We start from the raw sequence: 19,763 nt of genomic DNA on the forward strand, positions 1-19,763 counted from the left end.
TTATCCCAACGTACCTGCGAACCGTTCTGGCCACCTTTCACGTTGAAAAGCCTCGCTTATGAAATCAACAAATACGCGAGTTTTTGCGGGTAGCAAGGTCCGGTTAGCATAGTAGATCGAAATCGGACCAGCGTCTGCGTACCATGCAGGAATCAGCCGTATAAGCTCGCCGTTCTCGAGATAAGGCAGTGCGTCAGGCTTTGCGATCAGGGCGACACCAAGTCCCAGAACCGCGGCGGATCGCATTGCGGCCGGGTCGTTGACGACGATCCTTTCCTTCAGCGCCGCCGACTGCTCTTCACCTGCGACGTTTCGCATCTGCCATTGTCGAATTCGACCTGTCCGCAATGAACGCATGACGATCCCATCCAGCTCGGTCAGGCCCTCTGGGTCGTGAGGCGGAACGCGGGTCCGCATGTACGATGGCGAGGTAACCGCGATGATGTGGGCCGAGGCAAGGGTTTTTGCGATGATGCCCGGCGTCAGCTCGAATCCGCCACCGATCGCCGCGTCGTATCCCTCGGCGATCAGGTCAACCTGGCGATTCTCGAACATCCATTCCGGCCTGATCAGCGGGTATCGGCTCATGAACTCGGGCAGTTTGGGGAGAATGTACTCAATTCCAAATGTAGGGCTCATGCTGAGTCTCAGCACGCCTGCAGGTTCGGTCTGTTCATTGGAAGCCTCGGCAATCGCACCTTGAAGGCTCTCCAGGTGATCACGGACCGAATGGAGGAAGCGCTCGCCCGCCTCCGTCAGTGCCAGACTCCGTGTGCTGCGCTGGAAGAGCCGAAGCTTCAGGTTGGATTCCAGAGCGGCGACGTTCCTGCTGACCGCCGCTGGCGTCAGTCCCAGCCTGCGGGCTGCGGAAGAGAAGCTGCCGAGCTCCGCGCTGCGAACGAAGGACTCCAGATTTGCCAGTGTTTCCATGAGGCATCTTTCAAGGCTTGCTTGAAATTAATAACAGTCAATTGTCTCTAATCATAGAGGAATAAGAAGGCGATATTCACTCCATCGAAACCAAGCAATGGAGTGATCGCAATGACCAACATCTCTCTGAAACTGTCCGGCAAGACCGCTCTCGTCACGGGCGGCTCCCGTTCTATCGGCGCAGCCATCGCAAAGCGCCTCGCGGCCGATGGAGCCGCCGTCGCCATCACCTACAGCGCCTCGCCTGAAAAGGCAGCCGCAGTCGTGAAGGAAATCGAAAACGCAGGCGGACGCGCCATCGCCATCCATGCCGACTCCGGGAACCCTGAATCCGTACGGGCCGCGGTATCCAGGACGGAGGAAGCGTTCGGCTCCCTCGACATCCTCGTCAACAATGCCGGCATCGCACTTGGTGGTCCGATCGAGGACATCAAGTTCGAAGACTACGAGCGCATGATCGCAGTGAACGTGACCGGTGTGTTCGTCGGCACGCAGGAGGCTGCACGCCGTATGAAGTCGGGCGGCCGGATCATTCACATCGGCTCTTCCATGGTCCGCTATGCAGCCTTTCCGACTGCCTCTCTCTACACGCTGACGAAGGGAGCCGTCGCCGGCTTCAACCGCAGCCTCGTACGAGACCTCGGCCCCAAGGGCATCACCGTGAACACCGTCCACCCTGGCCCGACCGACACCGACATGAATCCCGATGGAGGTCCCGTCTCGAAGATCGTCGGCCCCGGCATGGCAATCGGCCGCTACGGCAAGGACTACGAGGTCGCCAGTGTCGTGGCCTATCTCGCCAGCCCGGAGGCTGCCTTCGTAACCGGCGCTGACATCGTGGCCGATGGCGGCTTCACCGCCTGATCAGCAATCCAACCTGGAGACCACCAAATGTCTATCGGCATCATTGGAGCCGGGGAGATCGGCTCCGCATTCGCCCGCGCGCTTGCTCGAAACGGCATCGCCGCAACGATCGCGAACAGCCGCGGTCCGGACTCGCTTCGGGACTTTGCACGCGAACTGACACCACACATCACGGCAGGCACTATCGAGGACGCGGCCCAGGCCGATCTCGTGCTAGTCGCCGTGCCGTGGTCGAAGTTGCCAAAGGCCTTGGCGGGTCTTCCTGATTGGGCCGGGCGCATCGTCATCGACGCCAACAACCCGATCGAGCGCCCGCTCTTTCAGCCGGCGGAACTCAATGGCCGACTGTCGACGGAAGTGTTCGTTGACCTGGTGCCAGGCGCTCGCGTCGTAAAGGGGTTCAACCATCTTCCTCCGCATCTGCTCTCTGGCGATCCGCGTGCTGAGGGCGGAAGCCGCGTCCTCTTCTACTCGGGAGACGACGCGAGGTCGAAGGCCGAAGTTGGCACACTGATCGCCAAGCTGGGTTTCGCGGGGATCGATCTCGGTCCGATCTCGATCGGTGGAAAGCTCGTGCAGTTCCCGGGCGGTCCGCTCCCCGCACTCAACCTCGTGAAATTTGGATGACGAACTTCGGCCGGACGCTCATGCCTCCGGCCGAAGGCTCTCACTAATGAGGAATCTTCAAATGGATATGCCCGTTTCATCGAGCTATGCGCAGACTCGCGCGCATGCGCCACTTGCGTCCTGGGCCGCCGTCGCCAGCGTCGGGGTTGGCGCATTCGCTCTCGTCACCACGGAATTCCTCCCCGTGGGGCTGCTGCCGCAGATCGCCGCAGAGATTGGAATCAGCGAAGGGCAGGCTGGCCTGATGGTCACGACGCCGGGCGTCCTCGCCGCCATCGCCGCCCCTCTCACCATAGGCCTTGCGGGTCGGTTCGACCGCAAGCACGTGCTGGTCCTTCTTTTGGGTCTGCTCGTGCTGTCAAATGCGATTGTTGCGACGGCGGCCAGTTTCCAGGCGTTGATGTTCGGTCGCGTTCTGCTGGGGATCGGGGTCGGTGGCTTCTGGACGATCGGGGGATCGCTTGGTCCGCGCCTTCGACCCGGAGCGGAGGGCGGACGCGCGACATCTCTGATCTATTCCGGTGTTTCGCTGGGAACGGTCGCCGGGGTGCCGGCGGGCGCGCTCGTCGGGAATCTGCTCGGATGGCGTCTTTCATTCGGATTGGCATCTGGAGTCGCCATTTTCGTCGTTGCTGCGCTCCTGTTGCTCTTGCCCTCGATCAAGCCACAGCAGTCATCCGGGTTGGCTCAAATCCCCGCGGTCCTTCGAAACCGAAAGACGCAAGTAGGCCTGCTTGCCGCTGTCCTGATATTCATCGGGCAATTCGCCGCCTACACCTACATCACACCTTTTCTCAACCAGGTCGCGCACATCGACGCCGCCGGGCTCAGCGCGCTCCTTCTTGGATACGGGGTTGCTGGGTTTATCGGGAATCTCTTCGGCGGCTGGGCAGTCGGCAAGCAATTAAATCTCGCTTTGTCCGGAACCGCTGCGTTGATCAGCTTGTCCGCATTCGGCCTTGCAGGAACCGGGAACAGCGCCGTGGCCGCAACGATCTGGACGCTCGCTTGGGGCTTCGGCTTTGGAATGCTTCCGATCGCCATGCAGACCTTTATGTTCACCTCGGCCCCTGACAAGCTTGAAAGCGTGGCGGCGCTGTTTGTTTCGACTGCGCAACTAGCCATCGGAGCGGGCGCCTTGGTTGGCGGTCTCGCCGTCGATCATTTTGGCGTCGCTAGCGCTCTATTGATTGGTGGTGGTGCGGCCTTAGCGACCACTCTAATAGTCGTCGCGTCCACCGGAAGACGTTAGAGCGTCTTATGTCCCCCTCATAACACCGGCAGCAGTGGGCGATATCTGAAAGATTCGCTGCTTCGCTGAGGGGGACTGAGCGCAACAGCCGTGGCACAAGGGTCACATGGCCACTCGTTGAGACGGCTTTCCTTGCTCGCCCAGCACGTCCAAGACCTCTTTGCCCGGCAACTCCAGACGCGAGACCAGTTGATCGGTGAGGATCAAGCAAGCCTTCCAGTGCCGCTGGAGGATCCCTTTCGAGCGATCAAGCTGCTCCTGCAATGTGCGGTCGACCCGTTCGATCAGCATCGGATCGAGATGGCCGACCTCCTCGATACGGCGCCGACTGAGATCGCCATAGGAGGCAAGCTTCTCGCCCATGCCATATGATCGCTCCAAGGCGATCGCCGTCTTCGTGGCCTCGAAGAGATCGGATCCATCGTTGCCTGCGACACCGTCATCGTGGCCACCCAGGAACACCTCCTCCGCAGCCATGCCGGCCATCGTCATGGCAATCAGATCAAGATAGTGCTCCTTCGTCCTGCGAATCCATGTGCCACGCTTGAAGCGCGCCTGCCCCAGGGACTGCACGCTGTCATCGACCCTGATCCGGCCGGTGATGGCAACTTTCACGAGATCCATGCCGAGGACGGCGCCGACGACTGCATGTCCGATTTCGTGGACCGCATTCGCCTTCAAGATGTTCGGAGGAATGTCCGTCATGAAAGGCAGATGAAGGATCACATCCCCCTTGGTGATCGGCCCGCGCCGCCGCCTTGCCGACCTGCGCGCGTTGCGGACGATCTTCTCGATCTCAGCTCCGGAAACTCCGGCGGTGGCCGCCGCGAAATCGCGGTGATCGTCGGCGGCCAGGCTGTCCTGGAGGTGCATCCTGAAGATGGCCTCGCGGGCATGCTCGTCCGGTAGCGAGATTACGACATGTCGATCGAGCCGTCCCGCTCGCAGAATGGCGGCGTCGACCATCCCTGGATGATTGCAGGCAGCGACGACGATCACACCCTCCCTGCCCTCAATACCATCGAGTTCTTCCAGGAGACCGTTGATCGCCTTGATGTCGTATGATGCGTTGCTGCCAGCGGCGCCATCGCGTGAGCCGAAAGCATCGAGCTCGTCGATGAACAGGATTGCCGGGGCCGCCTCCTTGGCCTCCTTGAAGCTCCTCTGCATGGCCTTCAGGAAGTCGTTGAGATACCCCTTCGCCTGCCACTTGGCGTACGAGGTGGCGATCAGCTTGACGTGGCAGGTCGCGGCGAGCGCGCGGGCGAACATCGTCTTGCCTGTTCCCGGCGGACCCGACAGCAGCACACCCTTGTCGACGTCCTCCCACGAAATCGTCCCGGCGCGCCAGTCAGCTACGTCGCGCGCAAGATCGAGGCCCCACTCCTTGGCTTCGCCATAGCCCGCCATGTCTTCGAGACGGACCTCGGAGAGCGCTTCGGGATCCTTTGCCTGCTTTGGTGCCGGCGGCTCCTCCTGAGCCATCTTTTCAAGGACGGCGAACACGCGTGAGATTGGCCGACCGCGTGTCATAGCGAGCTTCAGGCGTTTCCAGTTGGACTTCCCGAGGGAATCCGCCTGCTGCTCGGTGATCCCGATACCGTATGCCCACCGAACCACGCCACGCACCAGGCGACCATCGGGAGGCGGAACGTAGACGATTGCATCGAGAGCATGCCGGAGATCCGATGGGACGGCTTCTGCCGACTTGAAGAGGATGATCGTCTTCGTGTTCTGCAGCATGTCCAGCACGGAGTCGGTTGAGGATTCCGCCTTTTCGTCATCGAACGCCTTGACCTGATCCCGGAAGCGGAAATCAAGTTCCCGGTCGATAACCACGAGCGCTGCCCGCATGTAGGTGACCCTGCGGTCCCAGTCGGGAATGATTAGTCCGATGGCGTAGCGGGTGGCACGCTTGAACGGTCGGATGGCGCCACTGAGGGACGCGTATGCGAGGAATTCGGGCAGCGAGAAATCGTGCCCATCGCGAGAGATGTTCTTCATTGATGTGTTCCCGGATTAGAGATGGCTGCTGGCGCTTGATTGCGTCACGTCATCCCCGTATCCGGCGCACCTGCGTTTCCGGGCTGATCAGGGCATCATCCAGATCGATCTCCACGAATCCTTGGAGGATGAGCGAGGCCAGTGTCGGCATTGGTCGTCCTTCCCGGATCGCCGAGAGGCATTCCGCGATGGTGAGCGATCCCATTTCCTCGAGACCGGCCAGAAGGCGAATCCTGTCGCCGAGCGGCGCTCGATAGAAGCCGTAACGGAGAAGATCCTTCGCGTTCCGGAGGCGGAAGCTATCGGCGAAGTCGATCATCGCCACGGGGCGGTATCGGTGCCCCATGGATTCGATCGCGCCGGATAGCCAAATCGGCGGCGACGGCTCCTCCTGCGCGACGTCGATCAGGAAGGATCCGCCTTCCGTAGTCAGCACGAGGAAATCGACCTGATATTCGTCGTCACCGTAACGTAGGAGCGGCGGCGCCGCACTCCATCGCGCGACATCGGGATCGAGATCAAGCAGGCACGCGAAATCCCTCGCCTGCTGGGATCGGAACAGAGCGGGTCCATCGCACTTGATGGTCGCCAACGGCGTATAGGTGGGCGAAAGCGTGACCTTGTGCGGGACAGCATCGTCCCTCCGGTCATTCGAGACACTCTTCATGGCATCCCTCGAAAACGAAACGCAGAACTGGGCGGCACCGGGCATGCCCGGAGTGCGTCAGCGTATTCGGAACGAGATGCGCGCGAAGGTGATCATGGGTGAGAACGAATAAAGAACACCAAAGAGGGCGTCAAGGACCAACTGAAGGTGGAGTTATTGAATCAGTTATATATAGTTAAGTGCTAGAGGTTAGATTGCTGACTGCAAGTCGTGGAAGCTGAGCTGAAAGGCATGGCCAAACGAAGAAAGGGTTCCCTTTCGGAAACCCTTTCAACTAATTCATACATCCCGGCTCTGAGCGCTCGTCGCGTAAATGAGCATCCCACAGTTGGATCCGAGTGCTTACGATTTTGAAAATATAGGTGGCTTCAGCGAAATGCAACCCCTTAATATCGCAGAGACGTTGGAGGCGATATCGCTCTCGCGGCTCTCCACGTACAGGAGTATGTTCGCTCCCGCGAATGATCTCGAGCTATACGGCATCTACTGCTGGAACGAAAGCGTTGCGAACGGCTTCAGTACGCTCCTAGCCACGGTCGAAATCACTCTCCGAAACGGCTTCCACCGAGAGCTGAGCAAGCGGTACGGACCTCCGGCTGGAGGACCGAACACTCACTGGTACGACTATCTCGACCTTTCCCCGAGATCCGTAGAGAAGATCGACGAGATCAGGGGGCATTACAGATGGCGGCGCTTTGCTCCCAACCCCGGGGACATCATTTCAGGGCTATCTTTCGGGTTTTGGAAGCATTTGCTCGATGTCACTCACGCACGCGACGGTTCGCCGGTTCCGCTCAACGAGGTTCTGACTGATCTCCTCCCCAATTACCGCAATGGTTCTGCAGCCCACTGGGCGAAGCAGGCCAATCAGGACAAGCTCTACAGCCGCCTCGAAACGGCCTGGGACATGCGAAACCGCATCGCTCACCATGAGCCTATATGGACGTTCGGTGTCCTACTGGAAGAGCGAAGATGGCGACATCGCTATCGGCCGGCGCAAGTGAGGAACCGTCCTGTCAATGTGGCTCAGTCACTGGACAGGATGAATCTCACCTACAATCGGTGCTTCGAGCTTTTGTATTGGCTTTCGTCTCACCGCGCTGCCGACTACAAGGCCTCCCCTAATCATCACAAGATGAAGTACCTCATGTCGGCCAAGGCTATTGCCGACTACAAGTCCTTCTCGATCACCAGGGACATGACCTTGTTGGGTATCCGCCGCATGATGAAGGCGAGAACACCCTTGGAGCAAATCATCTATCTCCGCCACCAGGGGCAGCCCGCAGCGGTCATCCTTCCGTGGATGGTTTTCTGAAGGTTCTAAAGGATGCCAGATGAGCGATGAAAGCGAGTACGAGTTCTTCCGTCTCCGGAAGGGCACAAAAACGTTCATCTCGAAAGTCTTCTCATTCGGTGGGAACAGCCCCGAACCCCAGAGATACGTCCGTATCGTCATGGAGGGAAACGATCAGGTTCTCCTAGGCGAAGTCGAGGGGGCGATCGCTCTCCGGGTGTCCGGCAACACCCGCAAGACTCAAGTGACAGCCCTGGTGACGCAGGATGAGAAAAGCGTCCGGCGTCTTTCGCTGCAGACGTTCAAGACCCGCAAGGGAGAGTGGGGCGAAAGTCTGGAGAAGGACGAATTTACCTTCCGCGGCGACGAGTTCCAGCGCCTTCTCGGTTTCCTGGCGCATATGAAGTTCATTGACCTCTCCAATCAGGACAACTTCCAGATCGAGGACATCTCCACGGGCACCGGTCCGAAAGCCATCATAGATGCTTCCGACCGTGCCTTGATCGAGCGCATACGGAAGATGACCGCAGCCGAGCGTTCAGGACTGATGTCCAACCTTGCATCCTCTCTGACAGCCGAAGACGTCAACATCCTCCTCGGGCGCAAGCAGGGACTGGAGGAGTTCGAGGTTCAGATCCGCTCGGATGCATGGACGGAGACCGAATGGCAGGACTTTTTCGAACGCGAGAGCTGGGTGTTCGGTTATGGTCTCGACTACCGCGTGATGCGTCAGTTCGGACGTGAGATGACTGTCGGCGCTGGTGGAATCGACAACCGCAACAAGCCCGTTGTCGATTTCCTCATGACGTTCACGGACTATACCGTTCTCGTCGAGATAAAGCGGCCGGACACCGCAATCTTCAGGGCCTCGCGTGGCGGACGAGCCGGAACATGGGAATTCAGCCCCGAGTTCATGAGCTCCATCTCGCAGGCGGTCGAACAGAAGGCGGAGTGGCTCGCGTTTGCCCAAAGCGGCGAGCATTTCGACAAAAGCGGCACCTCGTTGCTGGAGGCGCGAACCCGAAATGCTCGGACGATCCTTGTGATCGGATCCCGTGACGAGTTTGCAAGAGCGGGGAATGCGAGGGATACCAGGATCATGCGCGACACCTTCGAATTATTCCGACGGGAAACGCGGAGTATCGATATCGTTACGTTCGACGAACTGCTCGAACGCGCAAGATTCATCACCCGCAGTAAATGAAACCTTGGGGAAGCCGGCCGTGCGGCAAGTCGACGAGATATTAGCGGCTCAACTCCTGCAACCATGCAGAGACCTCGGTAGACAATAAGCCCAGTCGGAAGCTATCAGGTGACGATAGGATTCGGAGTTTTCAAATGGGTTGTCCCCGCGGCAAAGCCTCCCCAGACCAAAGTACAAGATATGAGCTTTTCGCCGCCTCTGGTGGCTTCTGTCAAAACCCTGGCTGCAACAAGTCTCTTTTTCTAACGACGGGTTCGAAAAGGATTCATATCGGAGAGATCGCACACGTTTTCGCGGCCAGCGCCGCCGGGCCGCGCCCTCCGGGTAAGTTGAGCCGAGACGAACGGGGGCAGTTTGACAATCTTATATTGCTTTGCCCGACCTGCCACACGATCATCGACAAGGCTCCGGAAGACCATCCGGAAGATGAGATCCTCGCGTGGAAGCGGGGTCATGGCAACCGCGTGAACGGACTGTTCGGCGCAAGGATTTGCGAAACCCGCCAAGAGGTTCGAAATCTGATTGTTCCATTGCTCACGGAGAACGCGGCAATCCATCGAGAGTATAATCCGGACCTCGACTACAGCCATGATCCGGAAAGCGGCGTCGCGCTCGTCTGGCAGCGAAACATGCGCGAACGGATTATTCCCAATAACCGAAAGATCCTCGCGTTGCTCGATGTGAACCGTGCACTAGCACAGGACGAGGAACTCGCGACAATCGAGCTTTTCCGGCAGCACATTCATGATCTTGAGGCGAAGCACTACACCTCCACGGTCGACGGCCCAGCACGGCGATTTCCCGATAATGTCCCCGAGTTGATGAGATAGAAATGGCAAGGCGTCCGATTGAGACTACCGAGTGGGTTGGCCAGCGTTTGCGCGAAACGAGAAACTATGGCGATTCTCCGCCGGCCAGTGCGTATGAAGTTTTGGGCCCAAACATTCTTCGAGTTGAACGAGAGGACCGATTTGCATTCACCGCGGGGATCATCAGCGAATATGACGTGAAGCCAATTCACGTTGAATCCTTGGTCGAGCGTGTCGAAATGGTTGTCAATGTGCCTGCAAGATCGAGATGGAGCGGCGAGGCCATTCAACTCGTCCAACAGCACGGACGTTCGTTCGGCGGGATCAAGGACATCATGGCAGCGTGCAATTGGGACGAGGTGAGTGAATACGTCCGAGACGAATTTCGATTTTTCGAAGAAAGAATTTCCACCCACCGAAACCTTGAGCGGCTCGATCGCCTGACTGATCGGCTGTACCTGCTGCATCGAAAGAACTACCCGCCCAAGCGTGTTGTTCTGTTAAACGAATACGAGCTCAGCGGCCCTAATATCTGGGACGCGGCGAAGTTGCACGGCCCATTCGATATCGTGCACCACACAAACCCGAATGGAAAAGTACTTGCGGACGGCGTGGCTGCCGGCAAGACTTTGGAAGTTAGCATCCTAAAATTGGGTGATCTTTTCCGAAGGCTAAATCAACCATGACGAACGACGAACTTGCCCTTGCCCCTCTGAACGACCTCAAGCGCGAGGTCGAACGCGTGGGCAAACTTATTCCAAACAGCAAGTTCTATCTTTTCGGATCAGCCGTTACTCATCCAAAAGCCTGTCCGGATTTCGACGTTCTGGCAGTGGCCGACACTCACGAAGAACAAATGCGCATATTCGATGAGATGCACGACGTATGTAGCACGTGGCCCATCGACCTCCTTGTGATGAGTCCCGCTGAGGAGGCTGAATGTGATTTCGTGCAAGCGCAATCCTGCCACCCGCTCTTTCCAACCAGCGTCGTAACCAGCCATATTCCCTAGATGAATGCGCCTAGATAGGCGCATTTCGGAATTCTCGGGGCTCTCCAAGCTTTAGCCGACAGCCCTGAAGCCGAGGCTCGGCATCGCCACATGCCGCCTATCGACGAACACCTGCTTTCGCTTTGCGGCTCCCGGATCGGTCAACTTTGGCGTGATCGACAGCACCGCGACGTTCCAGCCAGGCAACCCAGGCTGCGGGGCAGACATCACCCCGCTCAGGACGGTGAGGCCGCGCCGCTCTAGCTCCATCACGCAAGCAAGGATATCGTTGTAGAGTCGGCGCCTTGGGATGTCCCCACCGCCTTCGATCTCGATGTCGTCGGACAGCACGAACGATGCGAAGTCCAGCCACTCCGTGAGGGCGGCAATGTCCTGGTCATAGGTGTCTGGAACGCCGGGGCTGTGAACGAGGAATGCCTGGCATTGGGCGACTTCCCGAACGGCCCGCTGCGTCTTCATCGGAACCACGTCGACAGCTTCGAGATGCGCATAGGTTTCGACCATCTGCTCGGCGACGGCTTCGGGGCCGATTGGCAGCCTCGGCTCGTGGAAGGCTCCCTTCTCGTAGCCGAGCGCCAGTGCGATCCGGTCGAGCGCCTCTTCGCCGACGCGTTCTCCCCGCTCTACGCGCTCGACAGTCGAGATTGAGACGGTGGCGAAGTCGGCGAGCGTCGAGGCCTTCCACTGGCGAAGATCCCGCGCCCACCTCACGATGAGCGCAACCAGCTCGATGGGCGGAGCGGTCGGGACGTCGACGCGCTTGTCCGCAGACTGGGTGATCTTGTGAAGCAATTCCTGAACATTCATGGGCATGTCTCCTTTTGCTGTAGAGAAGATGCCCGAACTGCTTCGCGCAAAAGAGTCCGGAAAATCCTTCAGTACGACGGGATGCGCCCCCAATCAACAAAGCGACGGGTGTCGACGATCCATCGGCCCGGCGTGAGTGTCGCGTTCGACCAGTCGATGTCCAGGCATCCTCGTCGTCGCCGCCGCACTCGTAGATCCCGGTCTTCCTCGTGTCGACGAGCCCGCTTTCCAGAGAGCTACACAACTATCACCGGCATCAAAAACAAAATAAAACCGCAGATGTTGACGTCTGGAACGAAATGTGAACATATCCCCCATCGCTTTGTTATCCAGGCGTGCCCTGGGGGCTTCTGGAGCGGAGAAAACGCATGATGCGGATACGAATACGACATCATTAATCGGGTTCACCGAGAGGTCTGTCCGTCAGAGTGATTCGCTCCCCGGATACATTTCCTGACCGAGGTTACGCCCGAAATCGCCGCGCGGCTCCACTAGCGGAACACGAATCCTGAAAACTATCTCGGCGGCATCGACTCGCCATCATAATTGTTGACATGAGATATTCGCTGCCGGGGTCATAACCGTGTGTCCGAACCACCCGGACAGGTTGCCGGCCTTGGCAAGATCGAATCCATGATCACAGGATTCAAAAAACCGCCCACCCAAAGAGCGCAACTAAAGGTTGCGCACATAAGATTCGCATTCGAGTCTTTTGGACATCTTTTCCAAGGATTCGCTTCGAGAGCCGCTGCCCTTCCGAGCCAGAACTTCGTTTAGATTTTCTTTACCTTTCCACTTTGGAGTGTGTTCTCGGACGCGCCACGGCCACCCCGACGGCGATGAATCCTTCAACTGATCTGTTTCAACGTCTCTGGCACCGTCAGAGCGACAGGAGAGCCATGTCATGACCGATAGCGATCTTCGCGGCCGCGCGCTTTGGGATTTCGTGTTCGATCCGGAACGCAAGCGCCCTCATGCAGAAGCCTTGCACGACTACAAGAAGCGCCCTGGTTGGTTCCCGACGATGAAGGCGCCTTCCGGCATCCACATTCTGCGCACACGCGACAACATCGTCCATGATTTCCTCTATTTCGCCGAAACCGACTTCGACGTCGTCTCTATCGTGGATCATCCCTTGGAGACGCTCTATTGGGTGCAAGGGAGGCGCGGCCGCCGTACGGAATCCCATATCGCCGACCTCGCGCTCGGCCACCGCGACGGCAGCATCACCTTCATCGACGTTCGCCGCTACTGGGAGACCATCACGACCCCCGGTGAAAGCGGCCGTGCGGACGCGAGAGTCCAGCACTACCGCGAAAAGTTCGGCAGCGTCTACATCCTCCACGACGAGCGCAAGATCTATCCCGAGCCGCTGTTCACCAACGTGAAGGAGATGTGCGAACTCGCTCGCCCCCAGGCACGTCTGCGAAAGTTCGCACGTATCCGGGAAGACATCCTCCGGATGCCTTTGCCGATGACAGTGCATCAGATCATGCAGGCCAGCACCTTCAACGCGATGTCGACGCGGTTTGAGGACGAGCCTCCCGAAACGGCGAGCATCCTGACCGAGATCAATCCCGTGTTCGAGGTCGTGATGGATCTTGTCGCGTCCGGCGACCTTTGGGTCGATGAGGCCCGGCCCTTTGCGATCGAGAGCGTGATTCATCGAACCGAATTCACCGGCATGCGGCGTGATCGCAACTTCGCACGCTCGTTCCTGGCCCCGGAATGGGAGGACGGGAGAGGAACGCCGTGAGCATCGCCGACTATTACTCCCGCTTCAGAAAACCCGTCCAGACGCTGGGCGAACTGGAATTGCCGCCACCAGATAGGTCGATGGACGTCGGCCAGCCCATCGACATGCGCAAGGGTGATCGGTACCACATCTTCGATAAGAAGGTCCGTGCCTTTGGCGATTTCATGTTCGTCCGCTGGCAGGACGAGGTGACAGGCAGACGCTTCGCCGAACTGAGGCAGGTCGGTGGAGCCGACAGCCTTCTGCTCTACGAGGATCAGATCCTCCAGCTCGAGAACATGAACCGGATCGTCGCCATCGACGGGCGACGGCCCGACATGCGCAATATGCCGGGCAGCGTGCACAGCCTCACCAGCGAGGAAGTCGCCGAAGCGCTGCGGCGCATCGAATATGTCGATGCCCTGAACAGAGAGAAGGATTTTCGCAGAAGCGACACATTGCCGGACGATGTCAAGGAACGCATCGCAGCGGAGGTCGCCGCGAGACGGCGCGAGCAAAAGCCCCCTTCGAAGGGTTGGATCTGCAAGATCATGCGGATCGACAAGCACGGCACCGCCTTGAACCGGATCGTCAAGTTCGCGCCGATCAAATCAAAAGGCAACACCGAACCACGATTTCCGGCCGTTCTCTATGCCATCAAGGACAAAGCCATCGTCGAAGCGTTGACCGCGAAAATGGGGGCGGAGGACGCCCGCAACCGGGTCAAGGAGTTGGTGAAGGACGGCGCAGAATTCGCTTGGGCGAGAGATCTAGCCTTGGATGCCGCCGGCCAGCCGGTGATGAGACTGTCATCCTTCAAGAAAGGCATCGCAGACCTCGACAGATACACCAAGGATCGCCTTCGCATCAGCGAGGAATATGCTGCCCGTGAGCATTCCCGGAGCGTGCTGTCCTGGCGACCGTCGAGCATCCTCGATGTGGTCGATGTCGACTATTCGACGCTGCCGATCAAGGCGTACGACCCGTTGCTTCCTGGTCTCGCCTACGGCCGTCCCGAGATTCTGGTCTTTCGCGACCGATATTGCGGCATCGTCTACGGCTACTCGATTTCCTTCTCTCCGCCTTCGTTCGAAACCTTTATCGACGGCTTCCGTCATGCGATGTTTCCGAAGGATCACCTCCACTCATCCGTTTCATGGCCATGGTTCGGGAAGCCCAAACGCGTGGGGGTCGACCTGGCGGCGCATCTCACGGGCGAGCAGATCCAGTTCGCTTCGGCCATGCTGGGCTTCGAGATCACCGAATACAGGCCTCGGGTTCCTGAGGACAAGGGCGCGCTGGAACACCTGTTCGACGATCTGGATATCGGACTTCTTCAGTCGACACCCGGCCACATGCCGCGTCCTGAGAAGAGAAAGAGGCTCGACTTCGCCGATCAAGAAATCCAGGCAGAGATCTCTATCGTCGAGCTGCGCTCGCTTCTCGATATCCACTTCGCTGTGCGCGTGAACCGCACGGCGAAGAAGGGCATCGGTGAGATTCCCACGATGAAATCGATTCCCGATGTCATCTGGCAGCGCGATATCCGTACCTTGCCGCCAAGAAAGCTGGTCGATCCTCAGGCGTTCGAATGGCTTGCGGGCCATAAGAAAAACGTGACCATCCAGGACAACGGGATCCAGTTCGACTATCTGCTCTATCAGTCCGACGAGCTTCTCACGGTCACGGCCAATCCCAATCACCAGAAGGGTGTACGGGACGACAAAGGCCGCGTTCACCGATCCACGCAATATGTCGCCACGCGCCCCTTCTGGGATGTCGGCCACATCTGGCTCATGGACTCGCATCGACGGAACTACCCCATCCGGGTGCCTGTCGATCCGGCTCTGGCTTCCTATGCCAACGGCCTGAACGCCTACCAGCATCAATTGATCTGCGACTTCAAGAAGCGGGAGCTCGAAGAGCACGGGCGCGACCTGAGCTTCCAGGAGGCCTATGAGCGGCTCCGGAATATGCAGATCGATTTTCACATCAAAACCAGGCGCGACGAAAACTCGAGAAAGATCGCCCGTCACATCGAGAAGCAAGGGCTGAAGATCGAGCGCGCGAAAGTTGTCGACCTGACCTGGGTCGATAGCGGCGGTCGGACAAGTCTTGCGGAGCCATCGACCATCGAAGTCAGGGAACCGGTCAGCCTCCGCGCTCTGCGGAAGCCACCGTCATCGAGGCCCGGCCCGGTCAATGCACCGCCAATCATTCTGCCACGGCCCGACGTACAGCCTCACCACCCTGCACCACCAGCCTCCGCCCCCAAAACTGGCGGTCGCCTCAGCCTTGCCGAGCTGAGGAAGAAACACTCCGATCAGAACAAGCCGAAGGAGACCTGACACCATGACTCTGCATTCGATGAACACAGCACCACGCAAGCTATTTCACGAAACCCCGTTCCTGACACCCGAAACACGATGGACCGCGAGCAAGCTTCCGAACAGCGAGCGACAGTGGATGGTGAACAATCTTCTTCATCGATACGAAATGTTCGATGCCGGCTGGAAATTGTTGGCCGACGCGCACAGGCCCGTCAACGGTGGTGACGTCGGAAAAGGAAGTTTTGGCGCGCTATATGGAGATCCGCGCGGCGGGAAGACGGCGATCTGCGAGGCCTATATGGCCAAGTACGCCCCATCCGTCGATGAGGACGGGGAAGTCTATCCGATGGTCTACATCGCCGCTACAGCAGGCATGACACCGTCAACCCTGACTGACGAGATTTATTATCAGACAGGATCCCGCGCACAGGCAGCCAAGGTGCCGCAGCATATCCGGAATCGAAACGCGTTGGATCGCCTCATCATGCATCGAACCGAATTGGTGATCATCGATGATGCCCAGTACCTGCTATTCGATCGGCGAAAGGACGAGGTTCCCAAGTTCAACAGCTTCATCAGGTCACTGATCGAAGCGAAGTCGTTCGCCGTCGTCCTCGTCGGAGAGCCGAAGATTCGGAAATGGGTCTTCAGTCTCCCCGAAATGAGTGGCCGAAACTATTTCGAGGAATTTGTCGGTCAATTCGATGGCTCCGAGGACGGCAGGGAACGCTTCCAGCTTCTCATGGGTGGTATCGATGACCTTCTTCCGTTTGCCGAAACTTCTAACCTTGGCGAGCCGGACATGGCCGACGAGATGTACGCCTATTCCGACGGCTATCTCGGCCGCGTGATGGTAGTCATCAGACGTGCATGCTGGACCGCCATCAACGAAGGGCATCGATACATCAGACCTGAAACCCTGCGCGATGCGTGCATGCGCAGTCCCTGGAAGGAAAATCAGAGAACGTTCTTCAATTTCGGAGCGGCATGATGACAGTAGCAAATCGTCTTCAGCGTTCCTTCTCGTCATGGAGAACGAAACCTGCCATGGGAGAGCCGGGATATACTTATTTCGGAAGACTTGTCGGGGAAGAGGGACTGGCCAGCGTCAGAGCCTATGCCAACTCGATCGGGGTCACCACGACTTCGATCCTTTCTCCCGAGATTTCCGACAAGGTGATCAATCTGCCTCTATCACCGGCATCGAAGGAGTCGCTCGAGCGATGGACTCCTCGACGGATCGGCCGATTTTTCGTCATCTCGGGCGAGAAGTTTCGGATCGGGCAGATCTCCGCCGTCCACCGCAGGTTCTGCCGCGGTTGCCTCGGCGAGATGAAGTCACATCGTGTGTGGTGGGATATCGTGCCATTCCGGATCTGCCCTATTCACGGCTGCCCGCTCGAAGAGACCTTCGGAGAAGGTCGACACCTGAAATGGACATGGCCGCACTATGGGCACGCACCAGATGGCGAATCCCTGATCGCGAAGTTGCCCATCGTTGACGGCAGCGACCTGTTCGAGCACTACCTGCTTCAGCGGTTGGGGTGTGTTTCCGGCCGGCCTCGGCCCCTTCTCGATGACATCGATCTCTACCAGGTCATCGAATTGTGTGGTCTTGTCGGTCGTTTCTTCCTGCATCCGTGGCAAGAGAACGCGCCACAATGCGAGCATCCCTATCAACGGGGGTTTGAAGCGCTCCGAGGAACACATCAGGAGCTCGTCTCCCTATTCGAATCCTGGCTGGTCGAAAATGCGGCGGACGCCCTGAAATCCGGCATCGAGAACGGCTTCGGCTGGATCCGCCGCGGAGGCAGAGGGGTCAACCTTCTTCAGAAAAGTTGGAAGCGGATCGACCTTGCACAGAAGGAGGCTTTCGCCAGACATGCCCGCGTGACCCAGTTCCGCGAGCTACGCGGATTCGATTTCAAATTCATCACGTCGCAGGCGCTTCAGAAGGAACTGCGCATCCAATACAAACTGGCACGCGTATTCCTGCGGAAGCGAGGTCTCGAATCTCCAGATCTGAAATACTCCAGGGACGACGTCGAGAAAATCCGATCGGCGATCGATGCCCTTCTTACGCACAAGGAGTGCGCGGCGGTGCTCGGATGCAGCAAGAAGATGATCCGTTTCCTTGTGACATCCGGCTACCTCGAAGGCTATCTCGGCCTGACCGCGACCTCGGAATTCAAAATCGATCCGGACTCTGCCAGGGCGCTGGCGGAAAAGATTGCGACCCTGCCCGTCAGCCGAAAGAAGGGAACGCGCCTCACGATCTGGAACTATGCACGCTGGAACGACATCACGCCGCGGAAAGTGGTGAAGATGGTGCTCTCCGGTGCATTGCAGCCGGCAGCGATCAGGAAGGATCGCATCGGCTTCAACGCTTTGCGCATGGCCAACGATCCTCCGGCCGCAGCGGTAAGGTCGACCGCCCGGGAAGGCGAAGTTACCTTCGGTCGCGCGAAGGCTCTTCTGGGTCTCCGCCACCAGTCCATCGCACCGCTTGCCCGCGCTGGCGTTCTGAAGATCGTGAGAACCACTTCGTCGTTGTCCTTCCTTTCCGAGAATTCCGTTAAAGCCTTCCTCGCGAGATATGTCGAAGCATCGAAATACAGGAAGGAGTTGCGTGCGGACCGAAACGACATCGCCGACGCACTGGCTAAGCTCGACGTTCCTCGCCATTTCACCGACATCGACGGTATGCACGATCACGTCGTCGAGCGTACAGTATTGCTGAAGGCGTTGGGCATCGAGGAGGTGTCGACGGCAGTTCAGGCGACGTGGCAGACATTCTCCTCGATCGCCGCCGAACATTGCCCCGCATTCCTGCTTCCGGCGATCCTGACGAGGTCCGAGCAGACGATTTTCAATTCGACGCGCGTCACGCGCTTCACGGCGGCGGCAGTCGGAAACCGGATCGTGATCCGGAAGAAGTTCAATCCTCGGGCCGCTCGCGAATGGCGATGGTTCGAGGAACACAAGGCCGAAGTCTACAGGGTGATGCCCACCTTTCGATTCCAGGAGGTGCCGCCCCGCGATCTAGTTTTGGGAGCCTGCTTCCTCGATGACAAGGAGACAATGACGAAACTCGCCAAGGAACTGGGGGAGTATCACTGGCTACTTCTCAAGAAGGAGATCCGGTAGGTGCGAGCGCCACCACCACGAGAAGGTGCATCCCAGCGTCGCTATCGGACGAATGCCTGAGCCAGGGTACCCTCGTGAACCAACTGGGGGCCGCGCCCTTCGTCTCGAAGTTCCATGGCCCGCATAATCTTCAAGCCTTCGTGGCTATGCCGCCAATCGCGTGAAGCTTCTGCTGCGACGCAGAGATAGTTGGTATTTCTGCAGACGCTGCTTTTGAATTCGCCCCCGCGGTCGGAAATCATGCCTTGAATCGCCTTCCTGGGGCCAAGGGTGAACTTCCCGGTCAACACGAACATCCGTCGGTCGAAGATTATGTCGTTGTGGTCTTCAAGTGCGCCTTCAAGGACGCCGACATTTCCGAAAGTGGCGATCCCGGTATCGGTGGCGCTGTCACCGACCAGATGTGTGATCCAGTTGCAGATGTCGTCGGATTCTTCAGGTGTGATCCTTCCATCGGCGATCGACCGCTGCGCAGCGCTTTTGAGGCTACGCACCCGCCGATCATCTTGAATCCTGGGATAGCTGTCCAATCTCAACAGCAGCCGCTCCACTTCCTCGGGTGTTACACGATTGTCGCAGGCGATGCCGGCGCAGAATCCGTAGAGTTCATTGATCTCGTCCTTTTCACTCTCGATGACGAAGTCCCGGGAGCGCACGGCGACAATGTTCTCTACGATTTCGTAGATCTCGTTCGGTTCGTCCTTCCAGATACGGATGTCTTCAATGAGCTCGCTAGCATCAGGGTCGTGAAGGAGATTGAGGAAGTTCTCAGCCTCCACTCGCAGCGGCTCGTACTCAGTCGTCTCGACTTTCGTGCTCGCCAGAACCCCTTTCAGAAATCCCAGCCAATAGCCCAGCGCCTTTCTGTTGTTCGATCTTGCGTGAATTCGACCGAGCGCCGCCCCCTCATGCTCGAGCGTCTTCTCCCGCGGATGCTTCGTATCGACCATCGTGTGCAGATTCCGAGGCAAGCCGCCCCCGCATTCCGAAATGATGCCGCCCCCCAATTCCGAGAATTAACCGCCCCCTTGTTCCGAGATGATGCCGCCCCCTGATTGGGCTGTTTGTCGGGGTGTCCTGC

17 protein-coding genes are annotated in these 19,763 nt (G+C 58.4%); 12 read left to right on the forward strand and 5 right to left on the reverse strand.

Annotated elements, in window-relative coordinates:
- Positions 1 to 930 carry a LysR family transcriptional regulator gene (locus tag ATY79_RS03985; RefSeq protein ID WP_088703106.1) on the reverse strand — a complete coding sequence of 310 codons (930 nt, stop codon included), beginning with the start codon at positions 928 to 930 and terminating at the stop codon, positions 1 to 3.
- A gap of 111 nt (positions 931 to 1,041) precedes the next feature.
- On the opposite strand from ATY79_RS03985, the gene ATY79_RS03990 reads away from it, so the two are divergent.
- The 3 genes from ATY79_RS03990 (at position 1,042) to ATY79_RS04000 (ending at position 3,673) form a co-directional block, all read left to right on the forward strand.
- A complete protein-coding gene (locus tag ATY79_RS03990; protein WP_088703107.1) occupies positions 1,042 to 1,794 on the forward strand; it encodes a 3-oxoacyl-ACP reductase family protein in 753 nt (250 codons plus the stop codon).
- Positions 1,795 to 1,821: 27 nt separating this feature from the next.
- Positions 1,822 to 2,421 carry an NAD(P)-binding domain-containing protein gene (locus tag ATY79_RS03995; RefSeq protein ID WP_088703108.1) on the forward strand — a complete coding sequence of 200 codons (600 nt, stop codon included), beginning with the start codon at positions 1,822 to 1,824 and terminating at the stop codon, positions 2,419 to 2,421.
- A gap of 61 nt (positions 2,422 to 2,482) precedes the next feature.
- Positions 2,483 to 3,673, forward strand: coding sequence for an MFS transporter (locus ATY79_RS04000; protein ID WP_245312310.1), 1,191 nt, complete (start codon positions 2,483 to 2,485; stop codon positions 3,671 to 3,673).
- Between the two features lie 102 nt (positions 3,674 to 3,775).
- On the opposite strand, the gene ATY79_RS04005 is transcribed toward ATY79_RS04000, so the two are convergent.
- Positions 3,776 to 5,677, reverse strand: a complete 1,902-nt coding sequence (locus ATY79_RS04005) for an AAA family ATPase (RefSeq protein ID WP_088703110.1) — start codon at positions 5,675 to 5,677, stop codon at positions 3,776 to 3,778.
- A 49-nt stretch (positions 5,678 to 5,726) separates the two neighbouring features.
- A complete protein-coding gene (locus tag ATY79_RS04010; RefSeq protein ID WP_088703111.1) occupies positions 5,727 to 6,344 on the reverse strand; it encodes a hypothetical protein in 618 nt (205 codons plus the stop codon).
- Between the two features lie 445 nt (positions 6,345 to 6,789).
- On the opposite strand from ATY79_RS04010, the gene ATY79_RS04015 reads away from it, so the two are divergent.
- From ATY79_RS04015 to ATY79_RS04035, 5 genes are all read left to right on the forward strand, one after another.
- Positions 6,790 to 7,659: a hypothetical protein gene (locus ATY79_RS04015; protein WP_245312311.1), complete on the forward strand. Its 870-nt coding sequence runs from the start codon at positions 6,790 to 6,792 to the stop codon at positions 7,657 to 7,659.
- 19 nt (positions 7,660 to 7,678) lie between these two features.
- A complete protein-coding gene (locus ATY79_RS04020) occupies positions 7,679 to 8,842 on the forward strand; it encodes a Shedu immune nuclease family protein (protein WP_088703113.1) in 1,164 nt (387 codons plus the stop codon).
- 329 nt (positions 8,843 to 9,171) lie between these two features.
- Complete coding sequence (locus tag ATY79_RS04025; protein ID WP_141105691.1) at positions 9,172 to 9,672, forward strand: hypothetical protein; 501 nt, start codon at positions 9,172 to 9,174, stop codon at positions 9,670 to 9,672.
- A 2-nt stretch (positions 9,673 to 9,674) separates the two neighbouring features.
- On the forward strand, positions 9,675 to 10,337 hold the full coding sequence (locus tag ATY79_RS04030) for a hypothetical protein (protein ID WP_088703115.1): 663 nt from the start codon (positions 9,675 to 9,677) through the stop codon (positions 10,335 to 10,337).
- Positions 10,334 to 10,663, forward strand: coding sequence for a nucleotidyltransferase domain-containing protein (locus ATY79_RS04035; protein ID WP_088703116.1), 330 nt, complete (start codon positions 10,334 to 10,336; stop codon positions 10,661 to 10,663). The genes ATY79_RS04030 and ATY79_RS04035 overlap by 4 nt, the downstream gene beginning before the upstream one ends.
- A 51-nt stretch (positions 10,664 to 10,714) precedes the next feature.
- On the opposite strand, the gene ATY79_RS04040 is transcribed toward ATY79_RS04035, so the two are convergent.
- On the reverse strand, positions 10,715 to 11,470 hold the full coding sequence (locus tag ATY79_RS04040) for a helix-turn-helix transcriptional regulator (RefSeq protein ID WP_088703117.1): 756 nt from the start codon (positions 11,468 to 11,470) through the stop codon (positions 10,715 to 10,717).
- 904 nt (positions 11,471 to 12,374) lie between these two features.
- On the opposite strand from ATY79_RS04040, the gene ATY79_RS04045 reads away from it, so the two are divergent.
- Genes ATY79_RS04045 through ATY79_RS04060 form a run of 4 tightly spaced genes read left to right on the forward strand, consistent with a single transcriptional unit; the run spans position 12,375 to position 18,682 of the window.
- Entirely contained in the window at positions 12,375 to 13,226 is an 852-nt protein-coding gene (locus ATY79_RS04045) for a hypothetical protein (RefSeq protein ID WP_088703118.1), read from the forward strand.
- Entirely contained in the window at positions 13,223 to 15,553 is a 2,331-nt protein-coding gene (locus ATY79_RS04050) for a hypothetical protein (RefSeq protein ID WP_088703119.1), read from the forward strand. Before ATY79_RS04045 ends, ATY79_RS04050 begins: the two co-directional genes overlap by 4 nt.
- A gap of 4 nt (positions 15,554 to 15,557) precedes the next feature.
- On the forward strand, positions 15,558 to 16,526 hold the full coding sequence (locus tag ATY79_RS04055) for an ATP-binding protein (protein ID WP_088703120.1): 969 nt from the start codon (positions 15,558 to 15,560) through the stop codon (positions 16,524 to 16,526).
- Entirely contained in the window at positions 16,526 to 18,682 is a 2,157-nt protein-coding gene (locus tag ATY79_RS04060; protein ID WP_189637955.1) for a TniQ family protein, read from the forward strand. Before ATY79_RS04055 ends, ATY79_RS04060 begins: the two co-directional genes overlap by 1 nt.
- 41 nt (positions 18,683 to 18,723) lie before the next feature.
- Here the strand turns inward: ATY79_RS04060 and ATY79_RS04065 are convergent, their stop codons facing one another.
- Positions 18,724 to 19,632, reverse strand: a complete 909-nt coding sequence (locus ATY79_RS04065) for a BRCT domain-containing protein (protein ID WP_088703122.1) — start codon at positions 19,630 to 19,632, stop codon at positions 18,724 to 18,726.
- Positions 19,633 to 19,763 lie beyond the last annotated feature (131 nt).

It is taken from the genome of Rhizobium sp. R693 (assembly GCF_002211315.1).
Classification (GTDB): domain Bacteria; phylum Pseudomonadota; class Alphaproteobacteria; order Rhizobiales; family Rhizobiaceae; genus Rhizobium.